Annotated in this window: 12 protein-coding genes; 7 read left to right on the forward strand and 5 right to left on the reverse strand. The window is 66.6% G+C overall.

Annotated features, from left to right (window positions below; translation table 11 throughout):
• The 3 genes from AC3XYG_RS23855 to AC3XYG_RS23865 all read left to right on the forward strand — a co-directional run.
• Window positions 1-222: aldo/keto reductase (locus tag AC3XYG_RS23855; protein WP_489142357.1), on the forward strand; the 222-nt coding region annotated here is incomplete at its 5' end.
• A 43-nt stretch (window positions 223-265) separates the two neighbouring features.
• Window positions 266-694: an RbsD/FucU family protein gene (locus tag AC3XYG_RS23860; protein ID WP_309794056.1), complete on the forward strand. Its 429-nt coding sequence runs from the start codon at window positions 266-268 to the stop codon at window positions 692-694.
• A 71-nt stretch (window positions 695-765) separates the two neighbouring features.
• On the forward strand, window positions 766-1,542 hold the full coding sequence (locus tag AC3XYG_RS23865) for a carbon-nitrogen hydrolase family protein (protein WP_489142358.1): 777 nt from the start codon (window positions 766-768) through the stop codon (window positions 1,540-1,542).
• Window positions 1,543-1,554: 12 nt separating this feature from the next.
• On the opposite strand, the gene AC3XYG_RS23870 is transcribed toward AC3XYG_RS23865, so the two are convergent.
• Window positions 1,555-2,928: a dicarboxylate/amino acid:cation symporter gene (locus AC3XYG_RS23870; RefSeq protein WP_489142359.1), complete on the reverse strand. Its 1,374-nt coding sequence runs from the start codon at window positions 2,926-2,928 to the stop codon at window positions 1,555-1,557.
• Between the two features lie 123 nt (window positions 2,929-3,051).
• Entirely contained in the window at window positions 3,052-5,706 is a 2,655-nt protein-coding gene (locus tag AC3XYG_RS23875; protein WP_489142360.1) for a leucine-rich repeat domain-containing protein, read from the reverse strand.
• Window positions 5,707-5,946: 240 nt separating this feature from the next.
• Here AC3XYG_RS23875 and AC3XYG_RS23880 point away from each other — a divergent pair, with 240 nt between their 5' ends.
• Together AC3XYG_RS23880 and AC3XYG_RS23885 are read left to right on the forward strand one after the other, a co-directional pair.
• Window positions 5,947-6,849, forward strand: coding sequence for a LysR family transcriptional regulator (locus AC3XYG_RS23880; RefSeq protein WP_489142361.1), 903 nt, complete (start codon window positions 5,947-5,949; stop codon window positions 6,847-6,849).
• Window positions 6,850-6,924: 75 nt separating this feature from the next.
• The gene (locus AC3XYG_RS23885; RefSeq protein ID WP_489142362.1) at window positions 6,925-7,551 is read left to right on the forward strand and encodes a helix-turn-helix domain-containing protein; all 627 of its coding nucleotides are present in this window, start codon (window positions 6,925-6,927) and stop codon (window positions 7,549-7,551) included.
• 185 nt (window positions 7,552-7,736) lie between these two features.
• Here AC3XYG_RS23885 and AC3XYG_RS23890 read toward each other — a convergent pair whose 3' ends face one another.
• The 3 genes from AC3XYG_RS23890 to AC3XYG_RS23900 all read right to left on the reverse strand — a co-directional run bounded on the left by AC3XYG_RS23890 (window position 7,737) and on the right by AC3XYG_RS23900 (window position 11,743).
• The gene (locus AC3XYG_RS23890; RefSeq protein WP_489142363.1) at window positions 7,737-9,203 is read right to left on the reverse strand and encodes an NAD-dependent succinate-semialdehyde dehydrogenase; all 1,467 of its coding nucleotides are present in this window, start codon (window positions 9,201-9,203) and stop codon (window positions 7,737-7,739) included.
• 211 nt (window positions 9,204-9,414) lie between these two features.
• Window positions 9,415-10,695 carry a 4-aminobutyrate--2-oxoglutarate transaminase gene (gene gabT, locus AC3XYG_RS23895; protein WP_489142364.1) on the reverse strand — a complete coding sequence of 427 codons (1,281 nt, stop codon included), beginning with the start codon at window positions 10,693-10,695 and terminating at the stop codon, window positions 9,415-9,417.
• A 118-nt stretch (window positions 10,696-10,813) separates the two neighbouring features.
• Entirely contained in the window at window positions 10,814-11,743 is a 930-nt protein-coding gene (locus tag AC3XYG_RS23900) for a LysR substrate-binding domain-containing protein (RefSeq protein ID WP_489142365.1), read from the reverse strand.
• Between the two features lie 208 nt (window positions 11,744-11,951).
• Between AC3XYG_RS23900 and AC3XYG_RS23905 the strand changes: the two genes are divergently transcribed.
• Complete coding sequence (locus AC3XYG_RS23905; RefSeq protein WP_489142366.1) at window positions 11,952-14,540, forward strand: beta strand repeat-containing protein; 2,589 nt, start codon at window positions 11,952-11,954, stop codon at window positions 14,538-14,540.
• 75 nt (window positions 14,541-14,615) lie between these two features.
• Window positions 14,616-15,091: calcium-binding protein (locus tag AC3XYG_RS23910; protein ID WP_489142367.1), on the forward strand; the 476-nt coding region annotated here is incomplete at its 3' end.

Here is a 15,091-nt window from a genome sequence, read left to right on the forward strand (position 1 = left end):
CAGGCGCTGGACGTGGTGTGCCGGCGCCATGGCGTGCCGCTGAAGGCCGCGGCGATCCAGTTCCCGACGGCCCATCCGGCCGTCGCCTCGATCCTGACCGGCGCCCGCACCGCGGCCGAGCTGGTCGAGAACGAGGAGCTGTTCCGCCATCCCATCCCGGCCGACCTGTGGGCCGAGCTGCGCGCCGAAGGCCTGATCGCCCCGGGCGCGCCGACGCCATGATGCTGTTTCCCAAACACCCCCATCGAGACGAAGGATCGACCCCATGCTGATCGGAATCGACCCCATCCTGGGGCCAGACATCCTGCACGGCCTGCGCGCCATGGGGCATGGCGACGAGCTGGTGATCGCCGATGGCAGCTTCCCGGCCGAGACCGTGGCCCGGCGCCTGGTGCGGATGGAGGCGGCGGATCTCAAGAGCATGCTGCGCGCGGTGCTGAGCGTGCTGCCGATCGACGACTCCGAGCCCGACCCGGTGCTGGGCATGGAGGTGATCGGCAACCCGACGGAGGTGATGCCGGCCCACACCCTGATCCGCGACGCGCTGGGCCGGGTCGCGGGCGGGCACCGGCTGACGCTGCTGGAGCGCTTCGCCTTCTACGACCGGGCCAAGCAGGCCTCGCTGGTGATCGCCACCGGCGAGCGGCTGTTCTACGGCAACGTCATCATCCGCAAGGGCACGGTGGCGGCGTAACGGGTCTTCACGGGCGCTGTCATGGCGCCCGTCCTCCGCTACAACTGGCGTTGTTGAGGATGGAGGATTCCATGATCCGCTGCGCCTTTGTCGAGTGGCCCGAAGGGCTCGATCCCGCTGGTGCCGGGTGGGATGCGGTCCGCCGGCAGGTCGAGGCGGCGCGGCCGGACCTGCTGGTCACCAACGAGATGCCGTTCGGCCCCTGGCTGGCCGGGGCGGAGCGGTTCGACCCGGACGCGGCCGAGCGCAGCGTCGCGCTGCATGAGCGCGGCCTGGAGGCTCTGGCCGCCCTCGGCGTGCCGGCGGTGATTTCGTCCCGCCCGGTCCGGGCCGGCGACCGCCTGGCGAACGAGGCCTTCGCCCTGGAGGCCGGCCGGGTGCAGCCGCTGCACCGCAAGCGGTTCTTCCCCGAGGAGGCCGGCTGGTACGAGGCGACCTGGTTCCGGGGTGACGGCGGCTTCGGCCTGCATCGGGTCGCCGGGCTGGCGGTCGGCGTGCTGCTGTGCACCGAGCTGATGTTCAACGAGCACGCGCGGCGCTACGGCCGGGCCGGGGCCGACCTGATCGTGGTGCCCCGCGCCACAGGGCCTGACCGTGGCTTCTGGGCCACCGGCGGCGCCATGGCGGCCATCGTCTCCGGCAGCTATGTCGTCAGTTCGAACCGGATCGGCGCCGCGGCCGGCAGCCCGGAGTTCGGTGGCTGCGGCCTGGCCTTCGCGCCTGACGGCACGCTGCTGGCCGAGACCTCGGCCGATGCGCCGCTGGTGATCGTCGAGCTCGACCCCGGCATCGCCCGGCGGCAGAAGGCGAAATATCCGTGTTACGTCGCGGAAGACGACGGCCGGTGATCCGGACAGGCCTCAGGCGCCGCCGCCCAAACGGCCGACGGCGAGGCCGGCCGGAATCGCCTCGGGCGGCGCCGTGTCGCCTTCGGCCTCCGGTTCCGGCAACGGCGCGCCGGACAGCGCCGCCCGCAGCCGGGCCATGTCCAGTTCCCCCTCCCATTTCGCCATCACCACGGTGGCGACGCCGTTGCCGATCATGTTCACCAGCGCCCGCGCCTCGCTCATGAACCGGTCGATGCCCAGGATCAGCGCCATGCCGGCGACCGGGATGCTGGGCACCACGGACAAGGTGCCGACCAGGGCGATGAAGGACGCGCCGGTGACGCCGGAGGCGCCTTTCGAGGTCAGCATGGCCACGGCGAAGATCGCCAGCTCCTGCCCCAGCGACAGGTCGGTGTTGGTGGCCTGGGCGACGAACAGCGCCGCCAGCGTCATGTAGATCGAGGTGCCGTCGGTGTTGAAGACATAGCCGGTGGGCACCACCAGCCCGACCACGGGCTTGGAACAGCCCGCCCGCTCCAGCTTGGCCATCAGGCTGGGCAGGGCCGGGTCGGAGGAGGAGGTGCCGAGCACGATCAGGATCTCCTCCTTGATGTAGAGCAGGAACCTGAAGATGTTGAAGCCCGTCCACCAGGCGATGACACCCAGCACGCCGAACACGAAGATCGCGCTGGTCAGGTAGAAGGTGCCGACCAGCGCCGCCAGCGGCCCGAGCACGGAAACGCCATAGCGGCCGACGGTGAAGGCCATGGCGCCGAACGCGCCGATCGGGGCCAGGCGCATGATCACGTTGATCACGCCGAACACCAGCTTCGACCCGGCCTCGATCGCCTCGCGCAGCGGGCCGGCGCGGTCGCCGAGATGGGACAGCACGGCACCGGACAGGATCGACACCAGCACCACCGGCAGGATGTCGCCGCGGGCCAGCGCGTCGACCACCGTGTTCGGGATGATGTTCAGCAGGAAGTCGGCGATGGTCTGGCCCTTCGCCTGGCCGGCATAGGTCGCCACTGCACTGGCGTCGAGCGTGGCGGGGTCGGCGTTGAAGCCTGCGCCGGGCTTGACCAGCTTCGCCACCACCAGCCCGATCACCAGGGCGATGGTCGACACCACCTCGAAATACAGCAGCGCCTTGCCGCCGACCCGGCCGACCTTCTTCATGTCGCTCATGCCGGCGATGCCGCTGACCACGGTGCAGAAGATCACCAGGGCGATCACCATCTTGACCAGCTTGATGAAGCCGTCGCCCAGCGGCTTCATGTCGATCGCCACCGCCGGCTGGAAATGGCCCAGCGCGATGCCCAGCGCGATCGCGATCAGCACCTGGATGTAGAGCACCCGGTACCAGGGTTTGCGGATCACCGGCGCAATGCGGGCGGCGGCATTCATCTGCGGCTCCCCTACTGGCGGCCAGGCGGCTCATGACCGGCGGCCTTGTTAACAATCGATTGCACAATCGATTGCAGACTCTGCCGCGAACCGGATTGGCTTGTCAACCCGGTGGCGTAACAATCAGGAAGGGGAACCCGCCGTCTCATCCTCGGCTTTGGACGGCAGCTGCTTCTTGATCTCCGCAAGCCGCACGAACAGCGGGTTCGGCGTGCAAGCCTGCCACATCTCCCACGCTGCAGCCCATCGGCGGGTGTCGTAGCCCGGCAGGCCTGCCCCGACCAATTCCGGATCAATCAACTGCCCTGCGTCCTGCACGCTGTCTCTATTCGAGCGGACGCTGATGCAGAGACTTTCGACCGAGTTGTATTGTTTTTTAATGTCTAGGGAATCGTCGTCGATGTCGGTTTCAAGCCGGCTGACGGCAGCCGTGGCTCTTGCGAGGAGCCCCTGCAGCGCCTTCAGCTTCGGTTCCACATCATCGAGAAGTAAGCCGATGCGCGTCGTCACGCTCCGATTGAGTTCGGCGGCTTCGTTGCTGCGGATCTGTTCATTGAGCCGCTGCCTGGCTGTCCCGATCCCGATGCTCGCGACGACCTTGGCTCCCCGCTTTTGCAGGGCGCTGGTTCGTGTTGCCGTTCGGAGGAAATCGATGGCAGCGAGGCTGGCCTTTGTGGCCTGAAGGGTCTTGAAGAGGGCGGGCGTATCCTGGCCGCCGATCAGCAGATCTTTCTGCGCGCGATAGGCGGGCAGCTTCGTCGAAGCCGCCTGGCGCAAGGTCGAGACAAGGGTGCGTTCGTCTTCCCCAAGCAACGGGTCATCGATATCGAGCTGGCATCCCGATATCTGCAACGACATGACACCCCGGCCGACTGTGGTGATCGGGTTGCCGCGAGCATCGATTTTGCGCACCGAAAACGGCAGTGCCGTTCCAAGGTCCTTCAGTCGATTGTTCCGAAGGCTGATCTCCACAAGCTTGGGGGGGAGGGTATCACCCAGCACCTCGATCGCATTGTCGTCGGCATGCAGGATCTTCACGTTCGGACCCAGAGGCGGCAGCGACGTCAGGCCATTGCGGGTGAGCGACATCTCCGTGGCGAGCTTGAAGAACTGCAGTGCCTCTCCCTCCCGCTCCAGAAATGTGGACAGTTGGTTGCGATCGAGCTTGAGGATCAGGGTCCGTGCCGGGAGGTGCCGCGGCAGGCTGGTCAGGCCGAGGCCGGACAGATCGAGGGGCTCGGACAGGACGCCATCGGCCGTCCAAGCCATCAGGCGCTGCATCGCTTCGCTGCGCTTTTCTTCGTTCGATGTCCCTGCCACTGCCCATTCGGACCATGCGGCATAGCCCTGCCAGGCTTCTGCCTTTGATCCTCCCATATCGGCGGTGCCGTCCCCGGCGAGCTGGAACGACTGGCGTTTCGCTTCGGGCTTCGGAACCCCTCGCCAGGGCTCCGACTTTGTCTTGTGCATGATGGCCAGGGCGGCAGCGTCCCGCTCCGGCAGCGAGTTCCCCTTGATGCCGACCGCGCAATCGGACAGCCAGACCTTCAGGAATGCGTCGTCCACGGCGTCGATGGTGTTGTCACTGAGATCGAGCGTCTCGAGTGTGGCGGGCAGCCCGGGCGGCACATGCGTCAGGCCGTTTCTGGCGACATCGAGCCCGGCGATCGTCTTGGGCAGATCCGGCGGCAGGCCGGTGAGGCCGAGCCCCGAGAGGTCGAGAGTGGCGTCGACATTTCCCGCCGCGATCCACTCGACCAGCCGGTCGACGGCGTCGCGCCGCCGTTCGTTCGGGCCCTCCGCCGCATCGGCCCAGGCCGACCAGGCCGGGTAGCCCCCCCAGGCATCATGCCTGGATGGCGGCAACACTCTCGTCTTGACGGGATCCTCGCTGTGCCAGGGCTGGTTCGCGGTCTCCGCCATCGCCGCCAGGGCCTGGAGATCCTCCGGGCGCAGCGAGTCGGCTCCGCCCTCGATCTCGCAATGCGTGATCGCCCGTTCCACCAGGGACGGATTCGGCCGTTGCAGGGCGTTGCCCTTGATGTCGAGCTTGAAGACCGTCGCCGGCAGGTCGGGGGGCAGGCTTGTCAAACCGAGACCGGACAGGTCCAGGGTGGCTTCGACATTGCCGGCGGCGATCCAGTCGACGACCCGCCGGATCGCGTCCTTGCGAGAATCCTGGTTCGGACCCATCTCGGCCCAGGCGGCCCATTTGGGATAGTCGAGCCAAGCTTCGATCCTGCTATCCGGCAGCTTCGCGCCGACGGGGGGCTTGCCGGTCCAGGTCCGGTTTGCGGACTCTTCCATGGCCGTGAGCGCGGCGAGATCGCCCTCGGGGAGTGGATTGTCCCTGAGGCCGACCAGCTTGTTCGAGATCCAGAGTCTTATCAACGATGGCGGGAGCCGCCCCAAGGTCGTCAAGTTGCAATGGGACAGCTTGAGATCTGTCGGACTGAGGCGGGCCGCGATCGGAGTAAGATCGATAGACCCCAGGCCGTTGTTGCTGAGGTCGAGATTGCGCACGCCCGCGACCGGGTTGTCGGCGCCGGCCAGGGCGTCGAGTGCCTGTATGAGGGCCAGGGGGATCGTTGCGCCCAGGGCCGATAGATCGAGGGGGATGGATGGGTCGCCGGCGGTGCGCCAAGTCTCGGCCCGGCCGCGAATGTCCTCCAGAAGCCGCGCCTTCTCATCAGCGATCATCGCCTCGACCGCCCGGGCATTGAGGCTGGTGGCTTTTTCGTAAAATCCAAGATGTGGCAGACTCGTCTCGCCGCTCATGGCACCCTCGATGCACAAATCCAAGGGCACCGGATGGCCAAGGCGATGGGAGCCGGCCTGCCGGTGTCCCTCCCGCTTTGGATCGAAGCTAGCGGTTGCCGCCGCCGATCGGGAATGCGCTCTCGCCATGGCGGGATGTGCCCGTGGTATGCCGGCCTTATGAAGATCCAGGTTCTCCTGGCGGCGGGCGGAAACACTTTGTACGGTCGTCGCCATACCTCGCAGGCATGGGGCGGAGCAGTGGAACTCAGGCATCTGCGCTATTTCATCGCCGTGGCGGAAGAGGGAAGCCTGACCTTGGCGGCCGAGCGGCGGCTGCACACGGCACAGCCCTCGCTCAGCCGGCAGATGCGCGATTTGGAGCTGGAGGTCGGCGCCCAATTGATGACCCGCAGCCCGCGCGGAATCGAACTGACGGCCGCGGGCCGGGCCTTCCTCGACCATGCCCGGCTGGCCCTGTCACAGGTCGAGGCCGCCGGTGAGGCGGCGCGGCGGGCCGCCCATCCGGCCAAGACCAGTTTCGTCATGGGCTTCCTGACCGGGCAGGAGATGGACTGGCTGCCCGCCGCCCTGCGGATCCTGCGCGACGAACTGCCCAGCATCGAGGTGGTGATCTCCAGCCAGATCTCGCCGGCGCTCGCGGCCGATCTGCTGCGGGGCAAGATCGATGTCGCGTTCCTGCGGCGGGAGGAGGGGATGCCGGATTTGGCGTTCAGGACCCTGACCCGTGAGCCGCTGGTGGCGGTGATGCGCACCGACCACCGCCTGGCCGCATCGGCCACGATCGATCCGCGGGCGCTGGCCGGGGAGGTCTTCATCAGCGTTTCGCAGACCGCACCGGTGCTGCGGCGGGTCATCGACGGCTATGTCAGGCGCATTGGCCTTGACATCACGCCGGACCATGAGGTCGACCATCTCTCCATGGCGATGTCGCTGGTGGCCTCTACCGGGGGCGTCGCCCTGCTGCCGCTCTATGCCCGGAACTTCCTGCCCTCGACCGTGACCAGCCGGCCGCTGCAGGGCGAGGTGCCCGGCATCGAGCTGGTTCTCGGCCATCACAGGGAGAACACGTCGCCGCTGCTGAAGCTGTTCCTGTCCCGGGCGGACGACCTGATCGCCCAGTTCGCGCAGCAGGGGCGCTGATACGATCCGTGGGGCGACAGCATCGGGTCCGTCCGCTAAAGTAACCAGGGGGACAATCACGATGAATAGATCATCATGACCGAGAAGGTCAGTATAATGACCGCCGGGCCCGAAGGGGATGCCGGGATGGCGGGGGCGACATCCGCTGCGGTGGCGCGCCATGTCGGTGAGCTGCGCCGGGCGCGGCGACTGTCACTGGACGGGCTGGCCAAGGCCTCCGGCGTCAGCAAGGGCATGCTGGTGCAGATCGAAGGCGCCCGCTCCAACCCGTCGATCGGCACGCTGTGCCGGGTGGCCGCGGCGCTCGGCGTCCCGGTGGCGCAGCTGGTCGATCTGGGGTCGGAGGAGGCGGTGCGGCTGGTCGGGCCGGACGAGGCGGCGCGGCTGTGGGCCGGGCCGGAAGGCGGCGCCGCGGTGCTGCTGGTCGGCACCGAGGGGCCGGACATGCTGGAGCTGTGGAGCTGGGAGCTGAAGCCGCGCGAACGGCACATCTCCGATCCTCACCCCGCCGGCACGCGCGAACTGCTGCACGTCACCGCCGGCACCCTGCGGCTGGAGGTCGAAGGCCAGGAGCATGATCTGCCGGCCGGCACCTCGGCCCTGCTGCACAGCGACCGGCCGCATGCCTATGCCTGCAAGGGCCGGCGCCCCGTGCGCTTCACCATGGCGGTGGTCGAGCCGGGGGCGATCAAAAGGTTCTGAAGATAGGGGGGAAGGCCACAGGGCCTTCCCTGGCATTACACCGGCGGACCAGCAAAGAAATCGTCATTGCGAGCGCAGCGAAGCAATCCAGGGCCACGACGAGCGGCGGCATGGATTGCTTCGTCGGCTTCGCCTCCTCGCAATGACGGTTCTCTTATGGAGCCAGCGTCATGGGTGCATCGACACTACGCGCCCATGCCCGCCAGCAGGACGTATTTCAGCTCCACGAACTCCTCGATGCCGTGGTGCGAGCCTTCGCGGCCGAGGCCGGATTCCTTGACCCCGCCGAACGGCGCGACCTCGGTGGCGACGACGCCGGCATTGACGCCGACGATGCCGTAATCCAGCGCCTCCGCCACCCGGAACACCCGGCCCAAATCGCGAGCGTAGAAATAGGCGGCCAGGCCGAACGGCGTCGCATTGGCCTGGGCCACCACATCCGTCTCGTCGCGGAAGCGGTAGATCGGCGCCAGCGGGCCGAAGGTCTCCTCCTGCGTCACCACCATCTCGGTGGTGGCGCCGGACAGCACCGTCGGCTCGAAGAAGGTGCGGCCCAGCGCATGGCGGTGGCCGCCGGTCACCACCGTGGCGCCCTTGGCGGTGGCGTCGGCGATGTGGCGCTCGATCTTCTCGACCGCCTCCATGGTGATCAGCGGGCCCTGGACCACGCCAGCCTCTGTGCCGTTGCCGACCGGCATCGCTTTGACCTTGGCGGCGAAGCGGGCGACGAAATCGTCGTAGACCGCGTCCTGGACGTAGATCCGGTTGGCGCAGACGCAGGTCTGGCCCATGTTGCGGAACTTCGAGGCCAGCGCGCCCTCGACCGCGGCATCGATGTCGGCATCGTCGAACACGATGAACGGCGCGTTGCCGCCCAGCTCCAGCCCGACCTTCTTCACCGTGTCCGCGGCCTGGCGCATCAGCAGCTTGCCGATCTCGGTCGACCCGGTGAAGCCGACGAACTTCACGGCGGGGTGGCCCGTCAGGACCTTGCCGATCTTGGGCGCGTCACCGGTGATGATGTTCAGCACGCCGGCCGGCACGCCGGCGCGCACCGCCAGCTCGGCCAGGGCCAGGGCGGTCAGCGGCGTCTCCGGCGCCGGCTTGATCACGGCGGTACAGCCGGCGGCCAGCGCCGGCGAGACCTTGCGGGTGATCATCGCCGCCGGGAAGTTCCACGGCGTGATCGCCGCGACCACGCCGATCGGCTGCTTCATCACCAGGATCCGCGCGTCGGCGCGATGGCTCGGGATGGTCTCGCCGTAGATGCGCTTGGCCTCCTCGGCATAGAACTCGACGAAGGAGGCGGCGTAGTCGACCTCGCCGCGCGCCTCGGCCAGCGGCTTGCCCTGCTCGCTGGTCATGATCAGCGCGATGTCTTCCTTGTTCGCGATGATCAGGTCGAACCAGCGGCGCAGGATGACGGAGCGCTCCTTGGCCGTCTTCTTGGCCCAGGGGCCGAAGGCGGTCTCGGCCGCCTCGACGGCATCGGTGGTCTCGCGCTCGGCGAAGCGGGGCACGAGGCCCAGGGTCTCGCCGGTGGCGGGGTTGACGACGGGATCGACGGCCTCGCCGATCCAGGCGCCATCGACCAGGCACTGGCTCTTCAGCAGGGTTGGGTCGTTCAGGGACAAGGTGGTCACGGTCGACATGGGGACCTCACGGGGTCACGGAGGAGGGTGGCGCCGGTTGGGGCGCGCTGTTGGATGCAGTGTCTCTGCCGCTGCTTTTTGTCCTGTCATCCTCGGGCTTGACCCGAGGATCCAGAGGCCATCGAGAGCGGCTCTTCGTGGCTCCTGGATTGCCCCCCTTGGACTTGATCCGAGGGCAAGCCGGGCAATGACAGTGAACAGAGAAGAAGGATCAGCCCGCTGCCAGGGCCGTCTCCAGCACATCCAGGCCCTCATCGACGATGGCGTCGCTGGCGGTCAGCGGCACCAGGATGCGGATGACGTTGGCGTTGACGCCGCAGGACAGCAGCACGAGGCCGTTTTCGTAGGCCTTCTGGGTCACCCGCTTGGTGGCGTCGGCATCGGCGTCGTTGGTGCCGCGCGACTTGACGATCTCGAAGGCGACCATGCCGCCCAGGCCGCGGATCGACGCGATCGGCAGCAGGTCGTTGCGCCGCGACAGCGTCTCCAGCCGCGCCTTGATCCGGGCGCCGATGGCGTTGGACCGGTCCAGCAGCTTCTCTTCCTTGAACACCTCCAGCACCGCCAGCGCCGCGGCGCAGGACAGCGGGTTGCCGGCATAGGTGCCGCCCAGCCCGCCCGGGTCGGCCGCGTCCATGATCGGCGCCCTGCCGATCACGCCGGACAGCGGGAAGCCGCCGGCCAGGCTCTTGGCGACGCAGATCAGGTCGACCTCGACGTCGTAATGCTCCATCGCGAACATCTTGCCGGTGCGGCCGAAGCCGGTCTGGACCTCGTCGGCGATCAGCACGATGCCGTGCTCGTCGCAGACCCGGCGCAGCGCGCGCATCAGCTCGGGCGGCACCTCGTAGAAGCCGCCTTCGCCCTGCACCGGCTCGAGGATGATCGCAGCGACGCGCGACGGGTCGACATCGGCCTTGAACAGGAAGTTCAGGTGCCGCAGCGAATCCTCGACCGTGACGCCGTGATGGGCGACCGGGAACGGCACGTGCCAGACATCTGGCAGGGTGGGCCCGAGGCCCTTCTTGTACGGCACGACCTTGCCGGTCATGGCCGAGGCCAGGATGGTGCGACCGTGGAAGGCGCCGGTGAAGGCGATGACACCGGACCGGCCGGTGGCGGCGCGGGCGATCTTGATCGCGTTCTCGGTCGCCTCGGCGCCGGTGGTCAGGAAGATCGACTTCAGCGGGCCGGAGATCGGCGCCAGCGCGTTCAGCTTCTCGGCCAGCTCGATATACGGCTCGTACATCAACACCTGGAAGCAGGTGTGGGTGAAATTCTCCATCTGCGCCTTGACCGCGGCGATCACTTTGGGATGGCAATGCCCGGTGTTGACCACGGCGATGCCGCCGGCGAAGTCGACGTAACGCTTGCCCTCGACGTCCCAGACCTCCGAGTTCAGCGCGCGGGCGGCGGAGATCGGTGTGGCGTGCCCCACCCCGCGGATGACGGCGGCGTTGCGGCGGGTGAGAAGCTCGGCATTGGTGGTCATGCGTGTCCTCGAAGCTGGGGCTCGGTCCGGACCGCGTCCCGGGTTCGGGCGGTCCCATACAGAGTCGGTGCGGCAGGGCCGCTGCACAATCGCCTAGTTTGAACCCATCCGGTGTCTTTTAGGCACCATTCCCCGGCCCATGTTCGGGCCGTGTGGCGAACAGCGCGCGCAGCCATTGCCGCAGCGTGGCCAGATCCGGGTCCTGCCAGCGCGCCGCGGCGGACAGGAAGTAATAGCCGCCGAGGCGGATGTCGGACGGCACCACCTCGACCAGCGCGCCGGTCGCCAGGTCCTCCCCGGCCAGCACCGCATTGGCCAAGGCGACGCCCTGGCCCAGCCGCGCCGCCTCGATCGCCAGATGGGCGTGCCACAGCCGCGGCCCGCGCAGCGGCGGCACCTCGGCCACGCCGGCCTGGCGCAGCCAGCGCTCCCACTGCTCGGTCGACTCCTCATGAATCAGCGGCAGGCGCAGCAGATCGGCCGGAGCCGTCACATCGGCATAGCGGGCGCGGAAGGCGCTGCTGGCCACCGGGAAGACGCGTGGGCTGGACAGCAGCTCGGCCCGCACCCCGTCGCGCGGCTCCGCGGTCTCGAGGTAGATGATCTCGGCATCGGCGCCATCGGGGCCCAGGCCGGCGCGGGCGAAATCGGGCCGGGCCAGGGTCGGCAGCAGGGTGATCTCCTGCTCCGGCAGCAGCGCCTCCAGCTCGGGCAGCTTCGGCAGCACCCGGCGCGAGGCGACGCCGGGGGCGCACCAGATCGCCAGGGTCCGGCGCCGGGGCGCCGACAGCTCGGCGGTGGCGTGCTCGATCAGGTCCAGCGCCTGCGCCACCTGGCCCAGGAAGCGCGCGCCCTCCGGCGTCAGCGCCAGGCCGCGGCCGGCGGGGCGCAGCAGCCGGGTGCCGATGCGCTGCTCCAGGTTGCGGACATGGCGCGACACCACGGTGTGGCTGACCGCCAGCTCATCCCCCGCGGCGCGGACGCTGCCCAGCCGGCCGACGGCCTCGAAGGCGCGAAGCGCGACAAGCGGGGGCAGGCGGCGGGCCATGGCGGTCTCGGGCGGCAGGTCGGAAGGCGGATCGGGCGCGGCGACCCTAGCACAGGCGGCGCGGATCCGCCGCTCAGCCGGGCCATGTGATTTTTTTGCTAAATTGTCGATAGGGGATTGCGGAGCGGGCTGAAGCGCGGATTAAGCTGGTATGGGCGCCGGGCGGCCGGGGAACAACGGCCACAGCGCGCATGAAGGGGGAGAGATCATGGCGGTGTTTACGGGCACGTCGGCGGCTGACCGGATCGTCGGCAGCGCCGTGGCGGACCAGATCCATGGCTTGGCGGGGAACGATCAGCTGTACGGCCAGGCCGGTGACGACCTGCTGGACGGGGGGCTGGGCAACGACACGCTGGCCGGTGCCGCCGGCAACGACACCTATGTCGTGGACGCGATCGGCGACGTGGTGACCGAGGCGGCGGGCGAAGGGATCGACACCGTCCAGTCCGCGGTGACGTTCTCGCTCGGAGCCAATGTCGAAAACCTGGTGCTGACCGGGACGGCCGCGATCAATGGCTTCGGCAATTCGCTGAGCAACAGCCTCACCGGCAATGCCGGCGCCAACACGCTGATCGGCGGCGCCGGCGACGATGTGCTGAGCGGCGGGGCGGGCAACGACACCTATGGCGTCGATTCCATCGGAGACCGCGTGATCGAGGCTGCGGGCGGGGGCATCGACACCGTCCAGTCCTCGGTGAAGTTCTCGCTCGGCGCCAATGTCGAGAACCTGCTGCTGACAGGGTCGGCGGCGATCAGCGGCTTCGGCAACTCGCTGGACAACACCCTCACCGGCAACGCCGGGGCCAATATCCTGCAGGGCGGCGCCGGCGACGACCATCTGATCGGCGGGGCCGGGGCGGACCATTTGCAGGGCGGCCTCGGCAACGATCTCTACGAGGTCGACACGGCCGGCGACGTGGTGACCGAGGCGCTGGGCGAGGGCATCGACACCGTCCGGTCGTCAGTGTCGTTCTCGCTCGGGGCGAATGTCGAGAACCTGATGTTGATCGGGGCCACGGATATCAACGGCTTTGGCAATTCCCTGAACAACACGATCACCGGCAATGCCGGCGCCAATACATTGGTTGGCGGCCTCGGCGACGACGTGATGAGCGGCGGCGGCGGGAACGACACCTACGGTATCGATTCCATCGGGGATCGCGTGATCGAGGCGGCGGGCGGGGGCATCGACACCGTCCAGTCCTCAGTGAAGTTTTCGTTGGGCGCCAACATCGAGAACCTGCTGCTGACAGGTTCAGCGGCGATCAGCGGCTTCGGCAATTCGCTGAACAACACCCTCACCGGCAATGCCGGGGCGAACATCCTGCAGGGCGGCCTCGGTGACGACCATCTGATCGGTGGCGCCGGGGCGGACCATTTGCAGGGCGGCCTCGGCAACGATATCTACGACGTCGACAACGCCGGCGACGTGGTGACAGAGGCGGTGGACGAGGGGATCGACACCGTCCAGTCTGCTATTGGCTATGCATTGGGCGCCAACGTCGAGAATCTCACGCTGACCGGGACAACACAGATCAACGGAACCGGCAACGCGCTCAACAATTCGATCTTTGGCAACGATGGTGCGAACACCCTGGAAGGTAAGGAAGGTAATGACATTCTCTCAGGCGGACACGGCGTTGATCGCTTGATTGGCGGCATCGGAAACGACACTTACTACATAGATGAATTCTATCCTTCATCTTTTAGCACCGATGTAGTGATTGAAGCTAATGATGAGGGTATTGATACCGTAATTTCATCCATCGGCTACACATTGGGGCAAAATGTAGAAAATCTAATTATTGGTTCTGATAATGATTTTATAAGTGCATCGGGCAATTCTTTGAACAATGTAATCACTGGCGGTGGCGGTGAGAACGAAATTCGCGCCGCTGACGGGAATGATATAATATATGGTGAAGGTGGAAATGACTCCCTATATGGTGGTCTAGGGAGGGATGAGGTTTTTGGAGGAGATGGTTCGGATTTACTGTATATAGAAGAAGGGGAAATAGAAAGCGGTGAAATCTACGACGGAGGAAATGGATTCGATTATTTATCAACTGTGGGGTATTCTGGATTTTCTGATGATATTATTGATCTAACTAAAGTAGAAATTGAAAATATAGAGATAATAAGTTTGCTCTGTATAGACGCAATCTTAAACGCTAGTGATCTAAACGGGCTCTATCGATTGCGAGCGGATGTCGTCACCATCGTTGGATCAGGAGTAGTCGATCTGTCGACGACAGAACTTCAAAGGAATTTTGCTGTAGATTTGCCGCATGGGTTGATGAGTTTCCGTCTTTCCGATCAAGGCAACACCATACTCCTGTCCGACAAGGGGAATGGCTTCGATGTGGTTGGGGGCGCTAAGGCCGACACTGTGTCCGGCGCCGGCTCCGCCGACTGGTTCAGCGGTGGCGATGGTAATGACATCCTGGACGGGAAAGGCGGGGCCGACCATTTGTCGGGTGGGCACGGAGCTGATTCGCTGACTGGAGGCGCGGGCGCTGATATGTTCGAATATTCGAGCATTTTGGATGGTGGAGACACGATCACCGACTTCAGTGTGGCCCAGGGCGACAAGCTCGTGTTCCAGAGCTTGCTGCACGGCACCTTCAGTTACCTCGGCGCGTCGGCCTTCACCTCCGGCGGTCACACCGAAGCTCGGTTTGCCGATGGCCAGTTGTTCGTCGACACCGATGGCAACGGCACGGCTGACATCACCATCACCCTGACCGGGATCACCGACGCATCCCAGCTTCATGCTTCGGATTTCGTGTTTTCCTGACGATCGGGCTGTTCTGACATAGGCGCCGGGCGGCTGGGGAACAACGGCCGCAGCGCGCATGAAGGGGGAGATATCATGGCGGTGTTTACGGGCACGTCGGCGGCTGACCGGATCGTCGGCAGCGCCGTGGCGGACCAGATCTATGGCCTGGCCGGCGACGATCAGCTTTACGGCCAAGCGGGCGACGACCTGCTGGACGGAGGGCTGGGCAACGACACGCTGGCCGGTGCGGCCGGCAACGACACCTATGTCGTGGACGCGATCGGCGACGTGGTGACCGAGGCGGCAGGCGAGGGGATCGACACCGTCCAATCCGCGGTCAAGTTCTCGCTGGGCGCCAACATCGAGAACCTGGTGCTGACCGGAACGGCCGACATCAACGGCTTCGGCAACTCGCTGAACAACAGCCTCACCGGCAATGCCGGCGCCAACACGCTGATCGGCGGGCTCGGCGACGACGTGCTGAGCGGCGGCGCGGGCAACGACACCTATGGTGTCGATTCCATCGGGGATCGCGTGATCGAGGCGGCGGGCGGCGGGATCGATACGGT

Source organism: Inquilinus sp., assembly GCF_057815775.1.

Bases quoted from the DNA above. Each gene is read 5' to 3' on its own strand.
- AC3XYG_RS23890 (WP_489142363.1), bottom strand. From the start codon at position 9,203: ATGTCGACCGTGACCACCTTGTCCCTGAACGACCCAACCCTGCTGAAG.
- AC3XYG_RS23900 (WP_489142365.1), bottom strand. From the start codon at position 11,743: ATGGCCCGCCGCCTGCCCCCGCTTGTCGCGCTTCGCGCCTTCGAGGCC.
- AC3XYG_RS23860 (WP_309794056.1), top strand. From the start codon at position 266: ATGCTGATCGGAATCGACCCCATCCTGGGGCCAGACATCCTGCACGGC.
- AC3XYG_RS23875 (WP_489142360.1), bottom strand. From the start codon at position 5,706: ATGAGCGGCGAGACGAGTCTGCCACATCTTGGATTTTACGAAAAAGCC.
- gabT (WP_489142364.1), bottom strand. From the start codon at position 10,695: ATGACCACCAATGCCGAGCTTCTCACCCGCCGCAACGCCGCCGTCATC.
- AC3XYG_RS23905 (WP_489142366.1), top strand. From the start codon at position 11,952: ATGGCGGTGTTTACGGGCACGTCGGCGGCTGACCGGATCGTCGGCAGC.
- AC3XYG_RS23865 (WP_489142358.1), top strand. From the start codon at position 766: ATGATCCGCTGCGCCTTTGTCGAGTGGCCCGAAGGGCTCGATCCCGCT.
- AC3XYG_RS23870 (WP_489142359.1), bottom strand. From the start codon at position 2,928: ATGAATGCCGCCGCCCGCATTGCGCCGGTGATCCGCAAACCCTGGTAC.
- AC3XYG_RS23885 (WP_489142362.1), top strand. From the start codon at position 6,925: ATGACCGAGAAGGTCAGTATAATGACCGCCGGGCCCGAAGGGGATGCC.